The sequence below is a fragment of the Streptomyces viridiviolaceus genome, from assembly GCF_014650995.1.
Classification (GTDB): domain Bacteria; phylum Actinomycetota; class Actinomycetes; order Streptomycetales; family Streptomycetaceae; genus Streptomyces; species Streptomyces viridiviolaceus.
Map to the genome: position 1 here is coordinate 158,730 of NZ_BMWA01000001.1, position 24,890 is coordinate 183,619.

7 protein-coding genes and 1 pseudogene are annotated in these 24,890 nt (G+C 69.0%); 6 read left to right on the forward strand and 2 right to left on the reverse strand.

Features of this window, described 5'->3' with window-relative positions:
• Window positions 1-41: 41 nt before the first annotated feature.
• On the reverse strand, window positions 42-3,104 hold the full coding sequence (locus IE260_RS00670) for a sigma-70 family RNA polymerase sigma factor (protein WP_189868418.1): 3,063 nt from the start codon (window positions 3,102-3,104) through the stop codon (window positions 42-44).
• Between the two features lie 785 nt (window positions 3,105-3,889).
• Between IE260_RS00670 and IE260_RS00675 the strand changes: the two genes are divergently transcribed.
• From IE260_RS00675 to IE260_RS00700, 6 genes and pseudogenes are all read left to right on the forward strand, one after another.
• Entirely contained in the window at window positions 3,890-10,126 is a 6,237-nt protein-coding gene (locus tag IE260_RS00675; protein ID WP_373303302.1) for a protein kinase domain-containing protein, read from the forward strand.
• 30 nt (window positions 10,127-10,156) lie between these two features.
• A complete protein-coding gene (locus IE260_RS00680; protein WP_189868420.1) occupies window positions 10,157-13,135 on the forward strand; it encodes a DUF8741 domain-containing protein in 2,979 nt (992 codons plus the stop codon).
• Window positions 13,135-17,118, forward strand: coding sequence for an Eco57I restriction-modification methylase domain-containing protein (locus IE260_RS00685; RefSeq protein WP_189868421.1), 3,984 nt, complete (start codon window positions 13,135-13,137; stop codon window positions 17,116-17,118). Before IE260_RS00680 ends, IE260_RS00685 begins: the two co-directional genes overlap by 1 nt.
• 67 nt (window positions 17,119-17,185) lie before the next feature.
• Entirely contained in the window at window positions 17,186-18,436 is a 1,251-nt protein-coding gene (locus IE260_RS00690; RefSeq protein ID WP_189868422.1) for a hypothetical protein, read from the forward strand.
• Window positions 18,437-18,687: 251 nt separating this feature from the next.
• Window positions 18,688-20,949 (forward strand): competence protein CoiA family protein, encoded by a 2,262-nt coding sequence (locus IE260_RS00695; protein ID WP_189868423.1) that lies wholly within the window; start codon window positions 18,688-18,690, stop codon window positions 20,947-20,949.
• 583 nt (window positions 20,950-21,532) lie between these two features.
• Window positions 21,533-21,920: pseudogene (locus IE260_RS00700) on the forward strand (hypothetical protein).
• A gap of 375 nt (window positions 21,921-22,295) precedes the next feature.
• On the opposite strand, the gene IE260_RS00705 reads toward IE260_RS00700, so the two are convergent.
• Complete coding sequence (locus IE260_RS00705) at window positions 22,296-23,762, reverse strand: FAD-dependent oxidoreductase (RefSeq protein ID WP_229880276.1); 1,467 nt, start codon at window positions 23,760-23,762, stop codon at window positions 22,296-22,298.
• Window positions 23,763-24,890 lie beyond the last annotated feature (1,128 nt).

Below are 24,890 nucleotides of genomic sequence, written 5' to 3' on the forward strand. Positions count from 1 at the left end.
GATGTGCTCGGACGGAGTCGCGGGAACGGCGGACGCGCGGCTCAGGGCCGGCGCCAGCGGTCCCGGAGCGAGGTGCGGCCCTGGGCCGCTTCCCGCGCCGCGGCGAGTTGTGCCTGGGCCTCGCCGAGCTGCGTCTCCAGGTCGGTGATGCGGATCCAGGCGTTGTGCTCGCTCTGTGCGATGCGCTGTGCCGCCTGCCGCTCGGCCTCCTCGGCGCGCCGACGGGCCGCTTCGACGAACATGTCCCGCTGCACGACGGCCGCCTCGGCCTCCCTCAGCCGCTCCTCCACTTCCGCGACCCGTAGCTGAGCACCCTGGCGGTACTCCTCCCGCGCAGACGCCGCTGCACGCTCCCGCTCGGCGGCGTCTGACTCGGCCTTTTGCAGCCTGGTCTCCAACTCGGCGACCCAGGCCCCGGCGGCACGTTCGCGCTCGGTGGCAGCCGCGTGAGCCTGTCTCAGCCGCGACTCGAGGTCTCTGATGCGGGCCTCGGCGTCCTCGCGGTACTCCCGCAGTCTTTGCTCGAGGTCGTGGATCCGCTGCTGGGTGCCGGCCGCCTGCCGGGCGGCCTCCTCTGCGTGTTCGGCCCTGCGCAGCAGCGCCTCGTACGCCCTGCGATGCTGCTCCCTCAGATGCGTGAGGTGCTCGTCGGCCTGGTGCCGCACGTGCTTCTCGCGCCGTTCCCATGCTCTGTCCGCGCGTTTCAGCAGCTCCTCTTCCAGCGCGTCGAGCTGCCGTTCGGCCTCCGCTCGGGCGGCCGCAACGCGGTCTTCGGCACTGCTCCGCTCCTCGCTCAGCCGACGCTCGTGCTCCTGCGCCAGCTGGGCGAGTACGGCCTCGTGCTGGGCACGGACCTGGGCGAGCAACCGGTCGGCGTCGACCGGCGGTTCTTCAACCGACGGTTGTTCGGACGAGGCCGGCTGCGCCTTCTCGGGGATCGCCGTTGGTTCCCCGGACGTGCTCACGCCTCCGTCACTGTTCTCGGGCGCGGGTTCGGTCCGTTTCGGGCGTGCCTCGGCGAACTCCCGCAGGGCGTCACGGACGGCGAGGCGCGATTCGGTCCCTACCAGGGGCTTCGTGGCCAGGTACGCCCGAGGCGTCGCCCCGGCCAGCGCCTCGGCAGGCCGCTCGAAGAAGTGCTCGGGCCGGAGTCCCAGCTCCTTTACCGCGTCGAAGATCCCCTGGAGTAGTTCCAGGGCTGTGACGACGGGCCGGTCGAGCATGCCCCGTTCCCGCGCGGCGCGTACCACTGCGTCCCTGGCGGACGCACCGAGCAGTACGGACAGCTGCAGATGCCCCAGGGCCAGCAGCGCGTACTCGGCGAGCCAGGCCACCCCACCGCCCAGGGGCGGGCGTGTGAGCGTCAGGGCCTTTTCCCAGTCGGCGGTGGCCTGCGGTGCACCCACGGAGACAACGGTCTTCGGCTCCGCGCCCGCGTCCTCCCCCTCCGCGTCTTCATCTTCCGCGTCTGCGTCGGCTGAAGGCGCTTCGCGAGCGTCCACAGCGGTCAGCGGGTGTCCGTCGGGATCACGCGCATCGTCCACGCGTTCCACCTCCGGCGCTTCCTCCTCGCTCTCGTCCACCTCCTCCGGCTCCTGGGGACGCGGAGGCGTCGCGGCGAGAAACTCCCGCAGCGCGTCACGCACGGCCAGTCGCGACTCGCCGTTCACCAACGGCCGGCTCGCGAGGTAGGTACGGGGCGTAACTCCGCGGAGCGCTTCGGCGGGGCGGTCGAAGAAGTCCTCGGGGCGCAGACCGAGCTCGGCGACGTTGTCGAAGACGCGGCGGAGCACTTCCAGCGCCGTCAGCACCAGACGGTCGGCCGGCTCCCGGTCCCGGGCGATACGCAGAGCCGCATCAGCCGCCGACTGTCCGAGGACCACCACAAGAGCCTCGTGGCCCATGGCCGTGAGCGCGTACTCGGCGAGCCAGCTCTGGCCGGACGGTTCCTTGGCCAGACGGCGGGCACGGTCCCAGGCCTCCGATGCCACCGCCGGAGGCGTCGCTTCGGCACCGGTGTTCGCGGGTACAGCGGGCGCGGCCTGGGCAGTCGGAACACGGGCCGGCGGCCGGGCCTTGGTGCCGCTGCCATGGGCGGCCCTGCCTCTGCCGGCAGTAGTCCTGTCGGGCTCCGTGCGGGCCGCCAGGGCCCGGACGCCGAAGACGCGGGCCATGCGCATCCGCTCCACCAACGCGGGCCGCAGCTTCTGCTCCAACTGCCGGATGCGCTCCCGGGTCACGCCGAACTCCCGGCCCACCTCGTCCAGGGTCGACGGGTCGTCTCCGTCGAGCCCCAGACGGCGCACGAGAATCCGGTGATCGCGCCCGGTGAACGTGTTCACCACGGTTATGATCTCCTGCACGTGCATGGCGCTCAGCACGTCGCGTTCCACCGAGGGCAGCGGCTGGGCTCGTTCGACGAAGTCGGCGAGGGTGGACCCGTCGCCGATGACACGGTCGAGCGAGTCGGTTCGCCGGCTCAGCCTGCGGATCTCCTCGACCTTCGCCAGGCTCAGGTCGCAGGCCACCGCAACGTCCGCCGCGGTCGTCGGCCGGCCCTGCGCGGCGAGACTGCGCTCGGCGTTCGCCACCTTGCGCATCTGCTCGTGCATGTGGACGGGGATCCGGATGACAGCACCCTCGTCGGCGATGGCGCGTGTGATCGACTGCCGGACCCACCAGGTCGCATACGTGGAGAACTTGTTGCCCATCAGCGGGTCGAACTTTCGCGCTGCCCGCATCAGCCCGAGCACACCGTGCTGGAACAGGTCCTCGTAGTCCAAGCCCTGTTCCAGCATGGTCCGGGCCAGTGAGTGCACCAGACCCTGGTTGTGGAGGACGAGGCAGTCGCGGGCCCGGACCCGGAGATCGCCCCTCGGCAGCGACTTGAGTTCGTCCTCGTCGGGCTCCTGGGCAATCCGTTCCGGCCCGCCCCGGACCAGCGCGGCCAGTCCCACCTCGGCCTCGGCGCTCAGCAGCCGTTTGCCCGGCCGCCGCTCGAACCGGTCCGCCTCCAGCACGGCCATCGCCGCGGCGATGGCGTCGGCAAGGTCGCCGCCTGCCGCTCCCGATGCCTCATCCGTCGTGGACGGCACGGTGGCCATAGGTGCCTCGTTCGGACGTGGTTCTCCACTGGAGGGCGAAGCCCCGGTACGTCCGGAATTTCCCTCATCGACAGCATCTACGCCTGGCCGGACCGCGAATCCCACCCGCAGCTGGGCGGCCTCTCGGTCATCAAGCCCCGCAAGCCGTACGACACCGTCGACAACCTGGGGGGTCACGCACCCAGAGGGGTCGACATACCGCGAAAGAAGCACTCGCGCCCTCGCGACACGCGGGGACACATTTTTTTCACTGCCACTTACAACCTTTTCACCATCAGGTGAGTCGTCCTGTGCGTGCACAGGCAAATCGCGCACGAGCAGGTCAAGCCGAGCCAGCTCGTCGCGCAACCGGGACCGTTCGTCGCCACTCAGGGCGAGCGCGCGTACGCCCTCTATGAACTCGCGCTCCGGCACGACGCCGTTGACAGCGACGCGCCGCAACCGCACCAGCAGTTCACTCAGCGACGCCCTCGACACAGACGTACCGGAATCACCGGCCTGTCGACGCCCCACGACCTCCACCCCCTACCCAAGGACGCATCAAACACTAACGTGACGCGTTAACAGCGTCAACAGACGCAAGGTCTGGCAGAGTTGTCGCCAATCGTGTACGGTGCCGGAAGTTTCCGCCTCCTGACGGCACGTCAAACTGGTGCGACAGGGCCCATCGAGGGGACAGACAAGCGCCTGAACGGGGGCGACGAAGTGAGGGAAGAGGGGCAACCGTGGGCCAGGAGCTGATCGATGGCAGGTTCCGAGTCGGACAGGTTGTCGGCAAGGGCAACATGGGAGAGGTCCACCGGGCCGAGGACCTTCAGGCTCCGGAGGGCAGCGCCGAACGTTCGGTAGCCGTCAAGACGATCCTGCGCCGTCGCACGGGCGCTCTGATCGACACCGGCGCGGACACCAAGTCGGTCGAGCGTTTCGCGCGCGAGGTTCGCATCATGCGCCGCTTGGAGCACCCCAATCTGACCCGGCTCATCGCCGGTGGGGTCAGCGAGGACGCCGGACTGCCGTACCTGGCGATGGAGTTCCTGGACGGTGAGACACTGCGGGACCTCATCGAGGAAGAGGGCCAGCTGCCCGTTCCCTGGGTCGCCGCGATCGGCGCCCAGATCGCCGACGGGCTGTCCGCCGCACACGCGGCCGATGTGGTGCACCGCGATCTGAAGCCCGCGAACGTCATGCTGACGCGCGGCGGAACCGTCAAGCTTCTCGACTTCGGTATGGGCCGGATCGTCGAGGACCCGGATGAAGCACGTCTGACCAGCACGGGCGTCAGCGTCGGCACGGCCCGCTACATGGCACCCGAGCAGTTCGAGGCCCGCCAGGTCACTCAGGCCGCGGACCTGTATGCGCTCGGCTGTGTGCTGTACGAAATGCTCGTCGCCGTACCGCCCTTCACGAGCGAGTCGCCCTTCGAACTCGCCCGTAAGCACCTGGAGGCCGAACCGACGCCCCTCGGCGTCATTCGCAGCCAGATCCCCACCGAGCTGATCCGACTCGTCGGCCGGCTGCTGGCGAAGGACCCGGCCGACCGTCCGGCGAGCGCGGCCGAAGTCCGCGACGCCCTGCATCCACTGGCCGTGCGGGACGGGAACACGCCATGGCTCCCCCACTGGAGCGCTCTCGACCCGACGCGGCCCCTGGTCGCCGCCGGCACGCACGCCGTCGCCGCCCCGTCCGAGCCCGCCCCGCGGCCGGCACCGGTCACCGCCTCCGGCACGGCGATGGACGTGTTCGGCGTGCACCGCGCGCTCATCAAGGACTACCGCGACTTCACCGAGGGCGGCACCGTCATCCGTGACGACCGCATCGCCGCGTTCGTGGAGACGGACCTCAACAACAAGTCGCAGTGGCCGGACCCGTGGCTGTCGCTCAACCCGTTCTTCCAGAGCGGCGGCACGGTCGCCGAACTGGTCGGGGAGCAGGTGCTGCACCCCGAGTGCGCTCGCATCTTCCAGGCGGGTAAAACGGAGGGCGGCACGGTCCCGGACGGTCGGCCGCTCACCCTCCACCGCCACCAGCGCGAGGCCATCGACGCCGCCGCGCGCGGTGCCTCGTACGTGCTGACGACCGGCACCGGTTCCGGCAAGTCGCTGTCGTACATCGTTCCGATCGTGAACCGCGTGCTTCATGAGCGGGACTCCGAAGGTCCGAAGGCGGTCAAACGGGTGCGCGCCGTCATCGTGTACCCCATGAACGCGCTGGCGAACAGTCAGCTCAAGGAGCTGGAGAAGTACCTTCGCGACGGCTACGGCCAGGGCCGTGAGCCGGTCACCTTCGCCCGCTACACGGGCCAGGAGGACGACCAGAGGCGCAAGGAGATCCGCGACAACCCGCCGGACATCCTGCTCACCAACTACGTGATGTTGGAGCTGATGCTGACCCGGCCCGCCGACCGGGCCAGCCTCATAAAGATGGCCAGGGGCCTGGAGTTCCTGGTCTTCGACGAGCTGCACACCTACCGGGGCCGGCAGGGCGCCGACGTGGCGCTGCTGATCCGCCGGGTCCGTGAGGCCTGCCAGGCGCCCGACGTGCAGTGCATCGGCACGTCGGCCACCATGTCGACGGAGGGCACCGTCGAGGACCAGAAGAAGGTCGTCGCCGGTGTCGCGAGCAGGCTGTTCGGTACGCCGGTCAGCCCCGAGCACGTCATCGGCGAGACGCTCGTGCGCGCCACCGACGAGGCGCCCGGCGCCGTTCCCGCCGAGCGGCTGACCTCGCCTGCCGCACCGCGCGCGTACGCCGATCTGGTGCGCGACCCACTGGCCCGCTGGATCGAGACGCGCTTCGGCCTGGCCACGGACGAGGCGACGGGCCGGCTGGTACGTCGGCGGCCGACGACGATCGATGCGGCGGCGCGTGAGCTGGCAGAGCAGTCCGGAGTCTCCAAGGCCGACTGCGCCAAGGCCATTGAGGCGACGTTGGACGCCGGCTCGCAGGCCCGGCACCCGGTCACCGACCGCCCGCTGTTCGCGTTCCGGCTGCACCAGTTCCTCTCCAAGGGCGACACCGTGTACGTCACCCTGGAGGACAAGCTCTCCCGCCATCTGACCCGCTCCTACCAGCTGGAGCAGCCGGGCAGCGGCGGCAAGCTGCTGATGCCGCTGGCGTTCTGCCGCGAGTGCGGCCAGGAGTATCTGACCGTCTGGCGCACCGAGAAGGACGGCGAGGTCCGCTACGAGGCCCGCCGGGACACCTCCGCCACGGGCGGACGTCAGGGCGACGGCTACCTCTTCGTCGACCACGAGCGGCCCTGGCCGTCCAGCACCCAGTACGCCGTCGACGACCGCCGGCTGCCGGAGTCCTGGCTGGAGCTGGACGACCGGGGCCAGGAGGTCGTCAGGAAGACGTTCCGCGACCGTGTGCCGCGCGCCGTCACGGTAGACCCGCTCGGCCACGAGGGCCGGGGCGAGCTGCAGGCCGCCTTCATCCCGTCGCCGTTCCTGTTCTGCCTGCACTGCGGTGTGGCCTACGAGCAGACGCGCGGCCGGGACTTCGCGAAGCTGGCGACGCTGGACCAGGAGGGCCGGTCGTCGGCGACCTCGCTCATCTCCGCCTCCGTGGTGCGCTCCCTGAAGTCCGTGCCGGAGGAAGCCCTGGACGCGGAGGCCCGCAAGCTCCTGACCTTCGTCGACAACCGTCAGGACGCCTCGCTCCAGGCCGGTCACTTCAACGACTTCGTGCAGATCACGCAGCTGCGCGGGGCTCTGTACCGGGCCGCGCTCGACGCGGGCGCGGAGGGCCTCACCCATGAGGAGCTGGCCTCCGCGGTGACGAACGCGCTCGCGATCGACCCCGTCGACTACTCGGGCGAACGCGACCAGCCACCGACGCTCGCCAAGTCCGCGGCGAAGACGTTGCGCGACGTGGTCGCCTTCCGGCTCTATCTCGACCTGGAGCGCGGCTGGCGCATCACCATGCCGAACCTGGAGCAGACGGGCCTGCTGGAGATCGACTACGCCGACCTGCAGTGGGTGGCCGACAAGCAGGACCGCTGGGCGGACACCTACGCGGCGCTGCGGGACGCCGACCCCGCCCTGCGCGCCGAGATCATGAAGGCGCTGCTCAACGAGATGCGCCGTTCGCTCGCCATCGACGTGTCGTACTTCCGTGACGACTTCGACGCGTTGCAGCGGGCGAGCGAGGAGCGGCTGGTGGACCCGTGGGTGCTGTCGGCCTCCGACCGGCCGCGCGTCGGCACCGCCTACCCGCACCCGTCGTCGGGCCGGGGGATGGACCGCTCCGGGCTCTTCCTCTCGGCGCGCGGCAAGTTCGGCAAGTACCTCAAGCGCGCCGACACCTCCTTCAAGGACCTCTCCCCCGACGACCTGCAGCTGGTCATCGCCGAGCTGCTGAAGGTCCTGGCCGCCAACGGCCTGGTGAAAGAGGTCGCGGAGGCCCCGCAGCGCACGGGCCGCTACCGCAGGACGAGCACCCCGGCCACGACCGGCTATCGGGTGGCCGCCCAGTCGCTCGTCTGGCGTGCGGGCAAGGGCGACACGGGGACGCACGACCCGCTGACGCGCACCTACCCGAGCGGCGACGGCCCGCGGGTGAACACGTTCTTCCGGGACCTGTACAAGGAGGCGGCGAGCGCGCTGTCCGGGCTGTTCGCCCGCGAGCACACCGCCCAGGTCGCCCCGGAGGAGCGGGAGAAGCGCGAGGAGGCGTTCCGGAAGGCGGAGCTGAAGCTGCTGTACTGCTCCCCCACGATGGAGCTGGGCGTCGACATCTCCTCCCTCAACGCGGTGATGATGCGCAACGTGCCGCCCACCCCCGCCAACTACGCCCAGCGTTCCGGCCGCGCGGGCCGCAGCGGGCAGCCGGCGTTGGTGACGACGTACTGCGCGACGGGCAACAGCCACGACCAGTACTACTTCCGCCGCTCGGAGCGGATGGTGGCGGGCGCGGTGGCCCCGCCGCGCCTGGACCTCGCCAACGAGGACCTGGTCCTCTCGCACCTCCAGGGCGTCTGGATAGCCGAGGCCGGCCTGAAGCTGGGCCGCGCGATACCCGAGGTCCTGGACGTGTCGTACCCGGACACCGGTGACCGCCCGAACCCGGCGCTGGAGCTGCTGCCCGACATCCTCGCCGCCTCCCTGGACGAGGGCGCGCAGCACCGCACGGTGGACGCGGCGCTGCGGGTGCTGGGCCCGCTGCTGCCGGACTTCGCCGACACGACGTGGTGGCACGACGACTGGATCCAGGACCGTGTGCGCACGGTGCCGGAGCGGTTCGACCGGGCCTTCGACCGGTGGCGGCAGCTGTTCCGTGCCGCGCTCGACGACCAGTACATCCAGAACAGGCGGCGCCTGGACTACAGCCTGACCGAGAGCGACCGCAACCGCGCCAACGCCCGCCGCCGCGAGGCGGAGACGCAGCTGAACCTGCTGATGAACGAGAGCGTCGACAGCAAGTCGGTGCTGTCGGACTTCAACCCGTACCGCTACCTCGCCTCCGAGGGCTTCCTGCCCGGCTACAGCTTCCCGCGCCTGCCGCTGGCCGCGTACATCCCGACGGTGGGCCGCCGCCGCGGTGAGGGCGACTACCTCCAGCGGCCCCGCTTCCTCGCCATCCGGGAGTTCGGGCCCGGCGCGCTCATCTACCACGAGGGCGCCCGCTACCAGGTGACCCGCATCCAGCTGCCGCCGGACTCCTCCGGCGACCTGGCCACCAGCGAGGCCCGCCGCTGCGCGCACTGCGGTTACCACCACGACCCGGCCGAGCGCCAGGACCGCTGCCACATGTGCGACGAGCCGCTGGGCGCGGCGACCCACGGCCTGCTCCAGCTGCACACCGTGTACACCACGCGCCGGGAGCGGATCTCCTCCGACGAGGAAGAGCGCCGCAGGGCCGGCTACCGCTTGGAGACGTCGTACCGCTTCCAGGACCACGGCGCCCGCAAGGGCCGCCTCAACGCCTCCGTCACGGACAGCGCGGCCGCCCCGCTGGCCGAGCTGGCGTACGGCGACTCGGCGACCGTCCGGATCACCAACCTCGGCCGGGTGCGTGCCAAGAAGGACGAGCCGGCGGGCTACTGGCTCGACCTCGCCGACGGCCGCTGGATGAACGACAAGGACGCCGCCGAGGCCTCCGGTGACTCCAGCGAGCTGCCGGTGGTCGAGGAGGACGGCAAGGAGCGCCGCCGCAAGAAGCGGGTCATCCCGTACGTGGAGGACCGCCGCAACATCCTCGTCCTCACCCTCGACGAGGCCCTGCCCGAGCCCGAGGCGCTGTCCCTGATGTACGCGCTGGAGCGGGGCATCGAGGCCGCGTTCGAGCTGGAGGACGCCGAGCTGTCCAGCGAGCTGCTGCCGCCGGACGGCGGACCGTGGGATCGGTTCCTGTTCATGGAGGCCGCCGAGGGCGGCGCGGGCGTGCTGCGCCGTCTCCAGGCGGAGCCGGGCGCGCTGGCGAAGGCGGCCCGGTACGCCCTGTCGATCTGCCACTTCGACGAGGACGGCACCGACTTGGGCGGCCCGCACCCGGACCGCCCGTGCGCACTCGGCTGCTACGAGTGCCTGCTGACCTACGGCAACCAGCTCGACCACGCGCTGATCAACCGCCACGCGGCCCGGCATCTGTTGGTGCGCTTCGCGTCGGCGACGGCAGAGCGTGAGGCACGCGGCGAGTCGCGCTCGGAGCAGTACCGCCGGCTGCTCGACCAGGCCCCGGCGGCACCGACCCCGGTGGAGACGTCGGCCGCCGCCGAACTGGCCGCGCGGGGCGACTTCCTGGGTTGGGCGAAGGCGCGTGGGCTGAACCTGCCGGACGAGGCGGGCCCGTTCCTCACCGAGGCGAACGCCATGCCGGACTTCGTGTACCGGCTGCCGGGCGCGAAGGTGGCCGTGTTCGTGGACACGCCCGACAAGGAGCAGGACACCTTCCGGGACGAGGACGCCGAGGACCGTCTCTTCGGCGCGAGCTGGGACGTCGTCCGATTCCCGCAGGGCGAGGACTGGGACGCCATCGCCGCCGCCAACTCCCGCTACTTCGGCTCCCCCGCCGCCAACTGACCACTCATTTCCGAGGACTAGACGACACACATGGCACTGACGTACTCCGCCGGCTCCCTGGTGAAGGCCCGCGGCCGCGAATGGGTGGTGCTCCCCGAGAGCAAGCCCGACCTGCTCGTCCTCAGGCCGCTCGGCGGCTCGGACGACGACATCGCCGCCGTTTTCCCGGCGTTCGAGACGGTCGAGGAGGCCCGTTTCGCCGCGCCGGAGCCGAGCGACCTGGGCGACCAGCGGGCGGCCGGCCTGCTGCGCACGGCCCTGCGGGTCGGCTTCCGCTCGGGCGCGGGCCCGTTCCGCTCGCTCGCCGGCATCGCGGTGGAACCGCGCGCCTACCAGCTCGTCCCCCTCCTGATGGCGTTGCGTCAGAAGACGGTCCGCATGCTGATCTCCGACGACGTCGGCATTGGCAAGACCGTCGAGTCGGGCCTGATCGCGGGCGAACTGCTCGCACAGGGCGAGGCCTCGGGCCTGGCGGTGCTGTGCTCCCCCGCGCTGGCGGAGCAGTGGCAGCAGGAGCTGCGCAGCAAGTTCGGCATCGACGCGGAGCTGGTGCTGGCGTCGACGGTCACCCGCCTGGAGCGCGGACTGGATCTGGGCCAGTCCCTCTTCGACCGCTACCCGAACGTCATCGTCTCCACGGACTTCATCAAGTCCCCGCGCCACCGCGACGACTTCGTACGGCACTGCCCCGACCTGGTGATCGTCGACGAGGCGCACACGTGCGTGGCCGCCGACGACGCGACGGCCGGCTCGCAGAACCAGCTCCGCTACGAGCTGCTGCGCCGCGTCGCCGAGGACGCGAACCGGCACCTGCTGCTGGTGACGGCGACCCCGCACAGCGGCAAGGAGTCCGCGTTCCGCAACCTGCTGGGCCTGGTCAAGCCCGAACTGGCTCACGTGGACCTGGAGTCGGCGGCGGGCAGGAAGCTGCTGGCCCAGCACTTCGTGGCCCGCAAGCGCGCGGACGTACGCCAGTACCTCACCAAAGAGGACGGCCTCGCCGACGACTCGCTCGCCGAGCGCACCGCGTTCCCCTCGGACCGCTACTTCAAGGACGAGACGTACAAGCTGTCCCCGGAGTACCGGGCCCTGCTGGACGACGCGATCGCCTACGCGAGCGAGCGCGTCGAGGAGGCGGACAGCCGGGGCCGCCGGGAGGCCCGAATAGCGTGGTGGTCGGCGATCGCGCTGCTGCGCTCGCTGGTGTCCTCACCCCGGGCGGCGGCGCAGACCCTGCGGACGCGTTCGGCCGCGGCGGTCGCGTCGTCGGCGGAGGAGGCCGACAAGCTGGGCGCCCCGCTCAACAGCGACGCGGCCGACAGCGACTCTATGGAAGGCATGGACGTCGCGCCGGGAGCCGAGATCGCTGAGGACGATCCGCGCTCGCGGCTGGCCGAACTCGCCGACCGGGCGGCGGAACTGGAGGGCCCGGCACAGGACCTCAAGCTGAAGGCCCTGATCAAGCACCTCAAGGCGCTGCTCGCCGACGGCTACAACCCCATCGTCTTCTGCCGCTACATCCCCACGGCCAAGTACCTGGCCGATCAGCTGGCGAACGACCCCGAGACGAAGAAGCGCGGCCCGCTGGGCGCGAAGACGGTCGTCAAGGCGGTCACCGGCGAACTCTCGCCGCAGCAGCGCATCGACAACATCGAGGCGCTGGCCGCCGAGGCCGGCGAGGACGCCGCCGCGCGCCGCGTGCTGATCGCCACCGACTGCCTGTCGGAGGGCGTGAACCTCCAGCACCACTTCGACGCCGTGATCCACTACGACCTGGCGTGGAACCCCACCCGCCACGACCAGCGCGAGGGCCGCGTCGACCGGTACGGGCAGAAGCGGGACGAGGTCCGCGTCATCACCCTGTACGGCGAGGACAACGGCATCGACGGCAAGGTCCTCGAGGTCCTCATCAAGAAGCACCGCCAGATCAAGAAGGACCTCGGCATCTCGGTGTCCGTTCCCGACGAGCTGTCGACCGGCGTGACGGACGCGATCGTCGAGTGGCTGCTGATGCGCGGCCGGGAGGACGACGGCGCGCTGTTCAGTGCGGACGCGTTCAAGGTGAGCACGGCGAAGCTGGACAGCGACTGGAACTCGGCGGCCGAGCGCGAGAAGGCCTCCCGCTCCCGGTTCGCGCAGCGCTCGATCCACCCGGAGGAGGTGGCCCGCGAGGTCGCCGCGATCCGGGAGGCGCTGGGCGGCACGGGCGAGGTCAAGACGTTCGTACGGGAGTCCCTGGGCGCGCTGGGCGCGGTGCTGCGCGGCGCGGACGAGGCGGAGGACTTCACCGCCCAGGTGGGCGGCACGCCCGCGGGCCTGCGGGACGCCCTCGCCACGGTCGTGGGCGCCGAGGTGATCGAGCGAGACCGCCCGATCCCGTTCCGGGACGATCCGGCGGTGGCGCGTGGTGAGGCGGCGCTGGTGCGCACGGACCCGGTGGTGGGTGCGCTGGCGTCGCATGTGCTGAACGCGGCCCTGGACACGCAGGCGGACGGCGCCCGCCCGGCGCGCCGCTGCGGGGTCATCACGACGGACGCGGTGACGACGGGCACGACGCTGCTGCTGGTCCGGTACCGGTTCCATCTGACCCTGCCGTCGCGGAGCGGCGAGAAGCAGCTGGTCGCCGAGGACGCGCGACTGCTGGCGTTCGAGGGTTCCCCGAAGAACGCGGTGTGGCTGTCGCCGGAGCGTGCGGCGGCGCTGCTGGAGGCGACGGCGTCCCAGAACACCGACCCGCACTTCGGCGAGCGCATGATCAAGCGCATCCTCGCCCAGCTCCCCGAGACGAACGCCCACCTGGAGTCGTACGGCGACGACCTGGCCGCCGAGCTGGACACCTCGCACCGCAGGGTGCGCCAGGCGTCCGGCGAGATCGTCCGGGGTCTGTCGGTGACGGCCCAGAAGCCGGCCGACGTCCTGGGCGCGTACCTCTACCTGCCCGCCGACCCTGCTGCCCCCTCCGCCGCCCCCACCGCTGTCCCTGCTGCTGCTTCTGGAGCGTCCGCCTGATGTCCGCCACGACTCGCCACCAGGTGTTCACCGCCGTCCACACGGTCGGAGGTCTGCTGCCGGCCGACATGCTGCTGCGCATCTCCGAAGGCAAGGACGTCCCCGGCTCGAAGCCCGCGGACTATGGCCTGCCGTCGTCCCGCTCGGTCCGCGACGAGGCGGAGCGCAGCTGGGAGTACCTGAAGCCGCTCTGGCGCGAGCTGCGCAAGCACCTGCCCGAGGACCGGGAGACGGGCCTGCCCGCGACGGACCCCACGGGCCGCGCCGGTGCCGACTGGCTCGCGCCGCTGTGGCGGGAGCTGGGCTTCGGCCGTCTGACGCCCATCGGCACGGAGGGCGTTCAGGCCGACTCGGACGCGGAGAAGCGGTTCGAGGTCTCGCACCGCTGGCAGCACGCGCTCATCCACCAGACGCCGTGGAACGCCAACCTGGACAAGCGTCCGGGCGGCGCGGGCACGGTGCCGCCGCAGTCGATGCTCCAGGAGTGCCTGAACCGGACGGAGGCCCACCTGTGGGGCGTCCTGACGAACGGCCGTCAGATACGTCTGCTGCGCGACTCCAGCGCGCTGGCCACGGCGTCGTACGTCGAGTTCGACCTCGAGGCCATCTTCGACGGTGAGCTGTTCAGCGAGTTCGTGCTGCTGTACCGGCTGCTGCACGTGTCCCGCTTCGAGGTCGCGGAGGACGCGGCGCCGTCGACGTGCTGGCTGGAGAAGTGGCGCACGGAGGCGATCGCGCAGGGCACGCGTGCCCTGGACCAGCTCCGCAAGGGCGTCCAGCGGGCGATCACGACCCTGGGCACGGGCTTCCTGAAGCACCCGGACAACCGGGAGCTGCGCGAGACCCTGGAGGTCAAGACCTTCCACTACGCGCTCCTGCGCCTGGTCTACCGCCTGCTCTTCCTCTTCGTCGCCGAGGACCGGGAGGTGCTGCTGTCCCCGTCTGCGGACGAGACGGCGAAGGAGCGGTACACCACGTACTTCTCCTCGGCCCGCCTCCGCCGGCACGCCCAGCGGCGTCGTGGTACGGCCCACGGCGACCTGTACCAGGCCCTGCGCTTCGTGCTGTCGGGTCTGGGCAACGACGACGGTCTCCCGGAGCTGGGCCTGCCCGGCCTGGGCGGCATCTTCGACGACACGGAGGCGGACAAGCTCCTGCACGACCTGTCCCTGTCGAACGAGCCGCTGCTGGAGGCGGTGCGCGCGCTGTCGATCGTCCGGGACAGCGGCAGCAAGCGGAACCGAGTGGTGGACTACCGGCACCTGGACGCCGAGGAGCTGGGCTCCATCTACGAGTCCCTGCTGGAGCTGGTCCCAAAGCACGACGCAACCGAGCGCACCTTCGAACTCGTCGAGCTGGCGGGCAACGCGAGGAAGACGACGGGCTCCTACTACACCCCGTCCTCGCTGATCGAATGCCTGCTGGACTCGGCGCTGGACCCGGTGATCGACGACGCGGTGAAGCGCGGCGAGATCCGCGCGACGCGCTCGGGCCAGCCCGACCCGGGCCCGGCCATCGTCGAGGAGCTGCTGAACCTGACGGTCTGCGACCCGGCGTGCGGATCCGGCCACTTCCTGGTTGCTGCGGCGCGACGGATCGCGAAGCGCGTGGCTGCAGTAAGGGAGCAGAACCCCGAGCCGACGATCGACGCGGTGCGGCACGCGCTGCACGAGGTGGTCGCGCGGTGCATCTACGGCGTGGACCTCAACCCGATGGCGGTCGAGCTGGCCAAGGTGTCACTGTGGCTGGAGGCCCTGGAGCCGGGCAAGCCGCTGGGCTTCCTGGACGCCCACATCAAGCACGGCAACGCGCTGATCGGGGCCACGCCGGCGCTGCTGGCCAAGGGCATCCCGGACGACGCCTTCAAGCCGATCGAGGGCGACGACAAGAAGATCGCGACGGCCATCAGGAAGCGGAACGCGGCGGAGCGCGGCGGCCAACTGAGCTTCCACACGGAGGAACGCATCTGGGTGTCCAACACGGCCTTCGCGGCCAGCCTGCGCGAGATCACCGCGACCACGGCCGACACCCTGCGCGACGTCCGCCTCCAGTCCAGCCGTTTCCGTGACCTGGAGCAGTCGGCGGACTACCTCCGCGCCCTGCACATCAGCGACGCCTGGTGCGCCGCCTTCGTCTGGCCCAAGGTCCAGGGCGCGCCGACGCCGGTCACCGAGGGTGTCTTCCGCGACCTCCAGAGCGCGGGCGCGGGCATTCCGGTGAGCACGAACGACGAGATCATCCGGCTCGCCCAGCAGTACAAGTTCTTCCACTGGCACCTGGAGTTTCCGGAAGTCTTCACCGTCTCCGATGTTGCGGACGACGGTGACAGCGATCCCTCCGTGGGGTGGACTGGAGGCTTTTCCTGCGTTCTGGGTAATCCTCCTTGGGAGCGGATCAAGCTTCAGGAACAAGAGTTCTTCGCTCAACGGGACCCGGCCATCGCCAACGCACCGAACGCCGCAACCCGCAAGCGTCTCATCGCGGCCCTGCCGGAAACGAACCCCGATCTCTTCGCCGAGTTCACCGCCGCCAAGCGCCAAGCCGACGGCGAGAGCCAGTTCCTGCGCATGTCACTGCGCTACCCGCTAACCGGGCGGGGCGATATCAACACCTACGCTGTATTTGCTGAGACCGACCGCATCATGACCGGACCATACGGCCGCATGGGCGTCATTGTGCCAACTGGAATTGCGACTGATGCAACGACGCAGTTCTTCTTCAAGGAACTGGTACAGAAATCGTCGATTGCGGCACTGTACGACTTCGAGAACGCGGCACCACTATTTCCTGATGTTCACCGCTCGTTCAAGTTCAGCATCCTGTCCCTTACCGGCCGCGCCCTGCGCGAAGCAGCCGCACGGTTCGCCTTCTTTCTTCACTACCCGACAGAACTGGACAACGCGGAGAAGACGTTCACCCTCACTCCGGAGGAGATCACCCTCCTCAACCCGAACACGTCAACATGCCCGGTCTTCCGCTCGCGGCGTGATGCAGAACTAGCTCTGCGCATGCAGAGATCAGGAGTTGCATATCGTCTGATCGAAGGCGGAGGAACAACACGCCGAGTAACAAGGCTTGGCGAGTTGAGCGACTTGGCCCGCGCTACCACACAGGGATTTCTGCGAGAAAGAGGACATCGCGATTGCAGCGACTGGTATCGAGTCTATGAAGCAAAGCTCTTCCATGCTTACGATCACCGCTACGCAACGTACGTCAACGGCGAAACGCAGCCTCTCGACCATTACTCGGCAATGACGCACGTAGATAGTCGTTACGAGATGGAACGCGGCACCCTGGAATCCATCCATGCCGACTTGGGCTTCACGGACTGGGTTCCGGCTTTTCGTGACATCGCCCGAAGCACCGATGAACACACCATGATCGCGACCGTGCTCCCCAAGGCGGCCACTGACTACACGGTGCGCTTGATCGTCACCGATCCGACAGAAGCTGTTCGCATCATCGCGAATTTCAACTCTTTCGCCTTCAACTATAGCTACCGCCAAAGACTGGCCGGGACTCACCTTTCCGACTACCTGACCTATCAACAACCGATCGTTCCATTCAACCCGGGGGCACAAGAGACTAAAAAGTGGGACACCTGGATCTCGACTCGCGTTCTAGAGCTTTGCTACACAGCCAACGACCTGTCGGGTTTTGCCTCCGACCTTGGGGACACTGGAACCGCCTTCCGCTGGGATGACATGCGCCGCCAGGTGATGAGAGCCGAGCTGGACGCGCTCTTCTTCCACCTGTACGGGATCGCCCGTCAAGACGTGAACTGCATCCTCAACACCTTCTCCATCGTCAAGCGCAAGGACGAGGCCAAGTACGGCACGTACCACACCAAGGATCTGATCCTCGCCGAGTACGACCGCATGGCCGCAGCCGGCGTCAGCCTGGAGAACCCCTTGGTGGACGGCGACAACTACACCTCCACCCTCACCCCACCCCCGGGCCACGGCCCCCGGCACCCCGCCTGACCGCCCGGCGATCGCCGCAGGCACCCCGACCACCCTCAACTGCAAGAATCCACTTCAGGAGTGGGCAATGGACAACGAGATTCAGCTGATCAGTGACGGTGACGGATTGGCGGTCATCGGGAATGCGACGGACGTCGAACGCTTCCTCGCCTCGGAGGGACTGCCGTCGAAGGACCTCGGAGCGCAACGGCTCAAGTCCATCTTCGGTACCGGGGCCGCAGTCGCGCAGGCGGGTTCGGATATCGCCGCCAACTCCGGTCGCTGGGTGAAGCTGACCAAGGAGTCTGCGGAACGCGTCAAGAAGTTCGGGCTGATGGAAAGCAAGACGCCAGGCGTCAGCCATGCGATGATAGGAAAACCTGGCTCGATCAAGAATTGGCTCCAGATCGAGAAGGGGGCTGGCTCGTTCCTGACCAACCCCGCGCGTCTGGCTGGTGTCGCAGGGCTCATGGCACAGCGCTCGATGCAGCAGACCATGGACGAGATCACCGACTACCTCGCCACGATCGACGAGAAGGTCGACGACGTGCTCCGCGCCCAGAAGGACGCTGTGTTGTCCCGCATGATCGGAATGGACCTCGTGATCGAGGAGACCATGACCATCCGAGAGCAGGTGGGCCGAGTCTCCGATGTCACGTGGTCGAAGGTGCAGACCGCGCCGACGACGATCGCGGAAACTCAGGCGTACGCATTGCGTCAACTCAATGCCCTCGCGGAGAAGTTGGAAGGCAAGCCCAAGATCGGTGATCTCGCGACGACGGTCAAGGAAGTTGAGCCCAAGGTTCGAGAGTGGCTCGCTGTTCTGGCTCGCTGCTTCCAACTGCAGGACGCGATCGCGGTGCTCGAACTCGACCGGGTGCTGGACGCGAATCCGGATCAGCTGGACCAACATCGCCTCGGGCTTCGGGCCGCCCGACAGAACCGGCTGAATCTCATCTCACGAAGCACCGAGCGTCTGATGGCCCGGATGAACTCGGCTGCCGACGCGGCCAACGCGAAGGTGTTGCTGCACCCGACCAAGTCCCCGGTTGTGGTCCAGTCGAGCAACCATGTCGTGACCGGTGTCCATGACTTCCACGCGCGGCTCGGGATCGAGTCCGGTCGCCAGTCATCGGAGGCGAGACGATGGGTGGAAGCGGCGGCGGAGGTGAAGGACAAGGCACTCGAGACAGGAGCGAAGGGCGTCAGTTCCGCCAGAAGCCTCGGCAACGAGACCCTCGACCGGGCCAGCTCGGTAAAGGGCAAGATCTCCAGCGGGATCGCCGAGCGAGCGCGCCGTCGGCGCGGGGAGGAGCAACGCCGCCCCGAGGAAGGCTGAGTCCGAGGGCGGCAGCGACGCCGGCACGTGCACCCCGGATCCTTCTGCTCCCAGCCCGGTGCCACCGGCGTGACCAAGGCGGGAACCCCTATGGTCTGCAGCCCCGGGTCTGACGACACGCAACCGCTGGCGCTCCTCCTGACCTGTACCCCCAGCCGGCCCTGTCGCTGCGCCCCTCACTGAAGTTCTTCCTGAGGACCCGACAGGGTCGGCAATTGCCCCACTGCACCACACCCCTGCCCGGAGACCCGATGCCTCCTTACGAGGAAGACACCCGTAAGGTCCAGACCGCAGTCATAGGCCAGCCCGATTCCGACTTGCCCGCCTTCCTGCCGTTCGACCATGACGACTTCGACCGGTTCATGCTCGGCCGCAGTCGTGACGACTTCTACTGCGGCACCCTGCTGGGCGGTTGTGGCAAGAAGCTCACCGCGAAGCGGTACCTGCACAAGAAGTGCCACTTCGCCCACCGGCCGCCCGTGCACTGCCGCCGTACGCAGACCGGCGAGGACAGCGCCGACCACCTCTACATCGGTCAGGCGCTCCAGCACTGGCTGCGCCGACAGGGACACCAGATGGTCAGGGTGTCGTACCCGGACCTCGGTTCGGGGCCGGGCGGAGCCGTGGAAGTCCGCTTCGGTGACGGCACACGGCTCATTCGGGTGCAGATGGACCGCATGTCTCTCAAACGATGGGAGGCGACCCGCGCTCAGCTCGCCGCAGGCAACGTGCGCGTCCAGTGGGTCTACGGGCCGAGCAGCGGAATCACGCACAACGAAGTGAAGGTCGAGGGACATGCCATCCGCTTCACCTGTCGCACCGAGGGTGGGACACGCAAGGTCTACGTCGGCACTCAGGGCCCTGACCACGGCGTCAAGCTGACCACTCTGGACGAGTGCCACCTGACGGACGAGGGGATCGTCACTCCACACCTCCCCGACGAGCCGTCCACGGCCGCAGAAGCGGACGCGGGCACGGATACGACGACCGAGCTCGCCTTCCCCATCGCCCCCGGTCGACTCGCTTTCACCGCGGCTGTCCCCACCGAGGAACAGACCGTCACGGCACGCCGCGTTTACGACGCGGACGTCCAGCCCGCCGGGTCAGTGATGACCCGTATGCGGATCGCGCTGCCGGTCCATTCCGTGCCACCCTCCCCTCACCGACTCAACGTCATTGAGAGCACCGCCCACCTCATCCCCCTGCCCGACGCCGGCACCGACCGGCCGAGCTGGCTCATCGAGGCCGCCGGCTTCTCCCCTCTCCCCACGCAGAGTGATCCGCGCTGGCCGGACCTGCGTCCCGCGCCCGAACCCCGGACAGCGCCAGCCCCGGAAGAGACCGCACCTGCCAAGGACGAGGCGCTGGTGAAGTTCCTGCGCCACAAGCTCATGCAGACCGCTCACTCGCGCGGTGTCATCAACTGGGAAACTCTCCTCCGCTACAAGGGATACGCGCCCGGAGACTTCACCCCGCAGGACCGGGTGCGTCTCCTCGTGGCAGTCGACCATCCCCGGTCGAGCGACAAGCCGGTGCTCTCCTCTTTGGTGAGACTGGCTCATCAAGAGCCGGGGCCTGCGGCCCACTTCCATGAAGTCCTGGCCGGTCTCGGCTGGAGTGCCGACCTCTCTCCGGAAAAGGTTCGCGACATCTGGGAACGCCAGCGGAAAACCGCGTACGACCTGGTGCGCGGGGAAACGCCGTCCAAGAACACCGCTTCCACCGGGGGCACCGCGCCGGTCGACAGCGACCTGATCAGCCGGTTCCGCACGGAACTGGGACGCGTCGCGTTCCGACGCACCCTCATCAACTGGTCGACCTTGGTGAAACTGACGGGCGCCCGCTCAGCCGATATCACCCCCAGCGCCCGTGTCCGGCTCCTTGTGGCGGTGGACGGGTCGTACAGCAGCAAGCGTCCCGTCCTGTCGTCTCTGGTGAAGCTGGACGGTCAGGCGACCGGACCAGCCCCGTTCTTCGGTGAAGTTCTCAAGGAACTCGGCTGGACATCCGGCTCCACCCCACGTTCCCCCGAAACAGCGTGGCCGGCAGAGCGTGACCGTGCGTACGCTCTGGTGGCCAAGGCGGCATCCGCCTCGAAGAATCCCCCTTCTCCTTTCAGGGACGACCACGGCCTCTGGGCCAATCTGGGCATCAAGAGAAAGACCGTGGTGAAGGCTGTGCGCAGGGCACTTGTCTCGGCGGCGGAGCGCCGGATGAGGGTCAGCTGGCAGACGCTGGCATCAGCGGCAGGTATCAGGCCGGAAGCTCTCCGCGACCCGACACGTGCATCAATCCTGATCGACGTGGATCGCGCCGCTGGTCCTGACGGCGTACTGCTGTCGTCCCTCGTGGTTTCCTCGGGGAACCTGCCTGTCCCGTACTTCGGGGACATCCTGAAGTACTTGGGCCGCCCCTACTCTTCGTTTCCGATCGAACTCAGCCGCATCCGCAAGGCGGAGCAGGCCCGCGCGTTTGCCGCATACGCGTCGTCCGCGAACCGCACGGAGGCATAGGAGCTGGAGTTCCATGTGTCAGGCGTCGGGCACCTCAGCGCCCGCCACGGTGACACGCCACTGTCATGCCTCCGCTGCGAAGGCCACGAATCGCGACCATCAGTCCCTGATCGAGAACACCCAGAGGGCCAAACCCAATTGGTACAGTCCACCGAACGTATTCGGTCGCTGACCCAGCGTACGGGCTCACGCAAAGCTCGACGCCAGTCTCCCACTCCTGGAACCAGTTACCTTCCCCGTCCGACCCTCCCCATCGCACCGGACACTCGACACCCACTACGCGTGAGTCGTTCCAGCACCGGCTGGTCACCCCACGTAGCCACCGGCATGGTCATTGGTATGGCAACCAAGAAGTACACCGTCACTCTTCCAGAAGAGCTGGCTGAGGCCATTCGCGCCGAGGTGGGTCCCGGCGGGTTCAGCCGCTATGTCACGCAGGCCATAGAGCGCCGGCGGGAGCAGGACCGTCTCGGGGAAGCGGTCGCCTGGTGGGAGAAGGAGTACGGCGAGGGGCTCGTGCCCGGCGAGTGGCCGCCGGTGAGCCGGTCGAGCCTGTGCCTGAACAGCAGCGGGGGACTGCAGCGTGAGGGGAGGCACCGTCTACCTCCTGGACTGCGACGGCCTGTCGCGCTGGGTGCGAGGCGAGCGCCGCACGGGCATCCGGGTCAAGGACGCCCACCGGCTCGGCATTCGTGTCATGACCACCTCCATGACACTGATCGAGGCGTACGACGTGCGGACGTACCTCGACGTGGTGCTGGGCACGCTCCCGTATCCACGTCGAGCCGGTGACCGAGGAGATCGCCAATGAGGCCATCGGTCTCCTCAAGGAAGCCGGTCTGCACGGGCCCAAGTACGCCATCGACGCGGCCCTCGCCCTGCGACAGCCGGGACCGGTCACCGTCTTCACCTCCGACGAGGACGATCTGCGCAAGCTGTGCGGCGACCGCGTGGTGGTCATGGGTCTGTAGAACGACCGGCCCAGACACTGAGGCTCTGGCGCGATGTGACGCCAAGGGGCCCGAGGAGATCCCCGGGCCGTCCAGGCGCTCTCGCTGGTAAGGCCGCGGCTCCGAACGCCTCCTGTGTTCATCCGGAGGGTATGAACGCCGCTGTCGGCCCGACCTGTCACCGTCCCCAACCGGCGGCCCTCGATGTCCGGAACGTCCTGGGCGCCGCCTGCAAGGCGATGTAGATCCGACGGCCTTCGGCGGTCTATCCGGTCGTAGTCGGCGATGCGGGCGTCGACAACGCGTAGCGCTGCGACGACTGCGTAGGCGTAGGTGGCCTGCGTGTCATGCGAGGCGTGGTTATCGCGGAGACGGCCACCGGCCCTCACCGAGGGACTATTCGCCCGCGGCGGCGGTGCGGCCGGCGACCCGGCCGAAAGCGAGGGCGTCGGCGATGTGCATGCCGCCGTCCTTGGCCCAGCTGTAGGTGGAACTGACATTGCCCGCCGCAAGCAGGCCGGGGATCACGGCACCGAACGGGTCGAGCACCCGGGCCCGCTCGTCGCGTCGCGGGCCGCCGTTGCTCCACGCGACCATCGGGCCCCAGCTGAAGGCGTAGTAGGGCGCCCGGTCGAGCGGTGCGAGAGTCTGTGGGTCGCGGCCGAACTGGTCGTCCACACCTGCCGCACAGGCGGCGTTCCAGCGCTGCACCGTGGCGAGGAGGGCATGCGGGTCGAGGCCGAGGATGCCTGCGAGATCCTCCAGGGTGTCGGCCCGGTGAATCCAGCCCTTCTCGATCTCGGCACTGTTGTCGGCGCTCCACTCGTAGCCTTCGACGAGTAGGTTCCAGCCGACCGGGAGCATGTCCCGGCCGGGTGAGACAGGTCCGGCCAGCCGGGCGTTCTCGTCGAAGATGACGTGCATCGGGCGGACCGGGAACAGCTCGTAGTTGCCGTGCAGCACGGCCTGGCCGTGGCCGACCTGGGGCTGTTCGTCGGCGAGGCGGGTGCCGTCCTTGCCGATGTAGAGGAAGTTCTTCCCGAGGAAGAACGGGGTGTAGAAGCCGCTCCGGAAACCAGGGGCGCGCATGCCGGTGACGGTCATCATGTTGTCCATGTGCCACAGGTCGGCGCCGGCCTTCATGGCCATCCGATGGCCGTCGCCGGTCGCCGCGGGCGTGCCCCAGACGACCGAGTCGGGCAGGCGCAGGTAGTCGCGGACCATCTGCTGGTCGGCCTCGAATCCGCCGGTGGCGAGCACGACACCGCGCCGGGCGCGGATCCGCAGCGGGCTGCTGTCCGGGCCGGTGGCCAGCACGCCGTGGACGGCGCCGGTGGCGGTGTCCTGCATCAGCTCGCGGGCCGGGGTGGCGAGCCTCACCTCGATGCCGCGTGCGCGCACGGCCCTGGTGAGCACGTCGTAGAGCAGTCCATCGCCCATCCGGCCCTCGACGCCGAGGTAGCCGCCGAAGGCATCGCTGCCCTCCAGCTCGGGGTACTCCGGCGGGTACGCGCCGTGGCTGCCAATCTTCGCTCCGAGGCCCTCCAGCCAGGCGGTGTTGCGGTACGTCTCCTCCGCCCAGACCGTCACGACGGGCTCCGGCAGCGGGTTGTCCCCGCACAGACTGCGCAGATAGACGGCGGCCCGCTCCGGGTCCCGGTTGTCGAACCAGATGCCGCCGGAGACCCGGGTGTTGCCACCTTCCAGGCCCTCCTCCATCTTCTCCAGCACGATCACCGACGCGCCGGCGTCGTGCGCCTCGATGGCGGCCGCGCAGCCGGCCGCGCCGAAGCCCAGCACGACCACATCGGCCTCGATGTCCCATCCGCCCGCGGGGTGGCCGGTCATCTGTGTCGTCGTCATCTCTTCTGCGCTCCTTGTCGGTGCGGTCCTGGTTTCTGTGCCTGCCGTGCGCGGGCTCTGAGGGCCGGCGCACCACAGGCAGGAGAAGTGACGTGCACTCAGCCGTTGCCGGCCGTCGGCGTACCGTCGCCCGTCATGGCACGGGCGGCGCCGCGTAGTAGGGTCCGTCGCTGATTGGGGCAAGGCACGGGTCGGTGAGTGAGGTGTCGCGGAGGAACTCGCCGCAGCTGTGGAAGGACTCCGGCAGGCTGAGGTCAGGCGCCGCTGCGGGCCACGACCAGGGCTCCCGTGAAGGCACCGGCCCCGGAGCCGACGACGAGGACGTCGCACTCGCTGTACCGTCCATCGGCCGGCGCGGCCGCTGCCCGGTCAACGACATCGCGTGATCACCATTCCTCCGTTTTTTGCCGGGACGTAGGGGGACGCGCGCGTGCACGGTCCCGCTTCATCCCGCTCGTCCGACGGGAACCGACGTCCCCGGCCCGCGGTGAGTCGGCCGCACCCTAGGACGCCGCCCGTGGCGTGGAGAACACGCAAATCCCGGTCACCGGAACTTCCGTCGCAAACGCCCGAACCGGGCCGTCGGGTCCCGGGGAGCCATCCCCGGCACCCGGGCATGCTGACGGCGCGAATCGGCGCTCACGCGGCCATGAACGCGCTGGGCTTCATCGTCCCTCCAGCGGAGGCTCCGCGGTTTGAGATCCCCGACACCGCACCTCATCCGAGGAGCGCCATGGCGGTGAAGCGCGTGTACGCCGACGCGGACGGTGGGGCAGGGGTGAGTGTCTGTTGGACGCGATGAACGTGGCCACTTGGCGGTCGGCAACCAGCAGGCCGGGACCGCGTGATGGGCTCGTCGATGGCTGGCAACCATCTGCCGCACTCGCGACCACACATCCCCACCCGGCAGCCGACGTACCACATCACCCAGCAGGCGTTCGCTGCGAGTTGTTCCACCGCTGCCGCTATCAACGTAGATGTCATATGTGTTTACGAGTTGAGAGGCCATGGGCAATCTGTAGGGGTCTGATCACCGCGCGTGCGCACCGCCTTGGGGGGCCGATGTCACGAGGGGATGCCTGGACAGGAAAAAGCACCACTCGATCGGTCGCCGAACTCGTCGCACAG

What these genes read in the sequence shown, in the direction of transcription:
- IE260_RS00695 (WP_189868423.1), top strand. Translation starts at nt 18,688, where the DNA reads ATGCCTCCTTACGAGGAAGACACCCGTAAGGTCCAGACCGCAGTCATA.
- IE260_RS00685 (WP_189868421.1), top strand. Translation starts at nt 13,135, where the DNA reads ATGTCCGCCACGACTCGCCACCAGGTGTTCACCGCCGTCCACACGGTC.
- IE260_RS00690 (WP_189868422.1), top strand. Translation starts at nt 17,186, where the DNA reads ATGGACAACGAGATTCAGCTGATCAGTGACGGTGACGGATTGGCGGTC.
- IE260_RS00680 (WP_189868420.1), top strand. Translation starts at nt 10,157, where the DNA reads ATGGCACTGACGTACTCCGCCGGCTCCCTGGTGAAGGCCCGCGGCCGC.
- IE260_RS00675 (WP_373303302.1), top strand. Translation starts at nt 3,890, where the DNA reads ATGGGAGAGGTCCACCGGGCCGAGGACCTTCAGGCTCCGGAGGGCAGC.
- IE260_RS00670 (WP_189868418.1), bottom strand. Translation starts at nt 3,104, where the DNA reads ATGGCCACCGTGCCGTCCACGACGGATGAGGCATCGGGAGCGGCAGGC.
- IE260_RS00705 (WP_229880276.1), bottom strand. Translation starts at nt 23,762, where the DNA reads ATGACGACGACACAGATGACCGGCCACCCCGCGGGCGGATGGGACATC.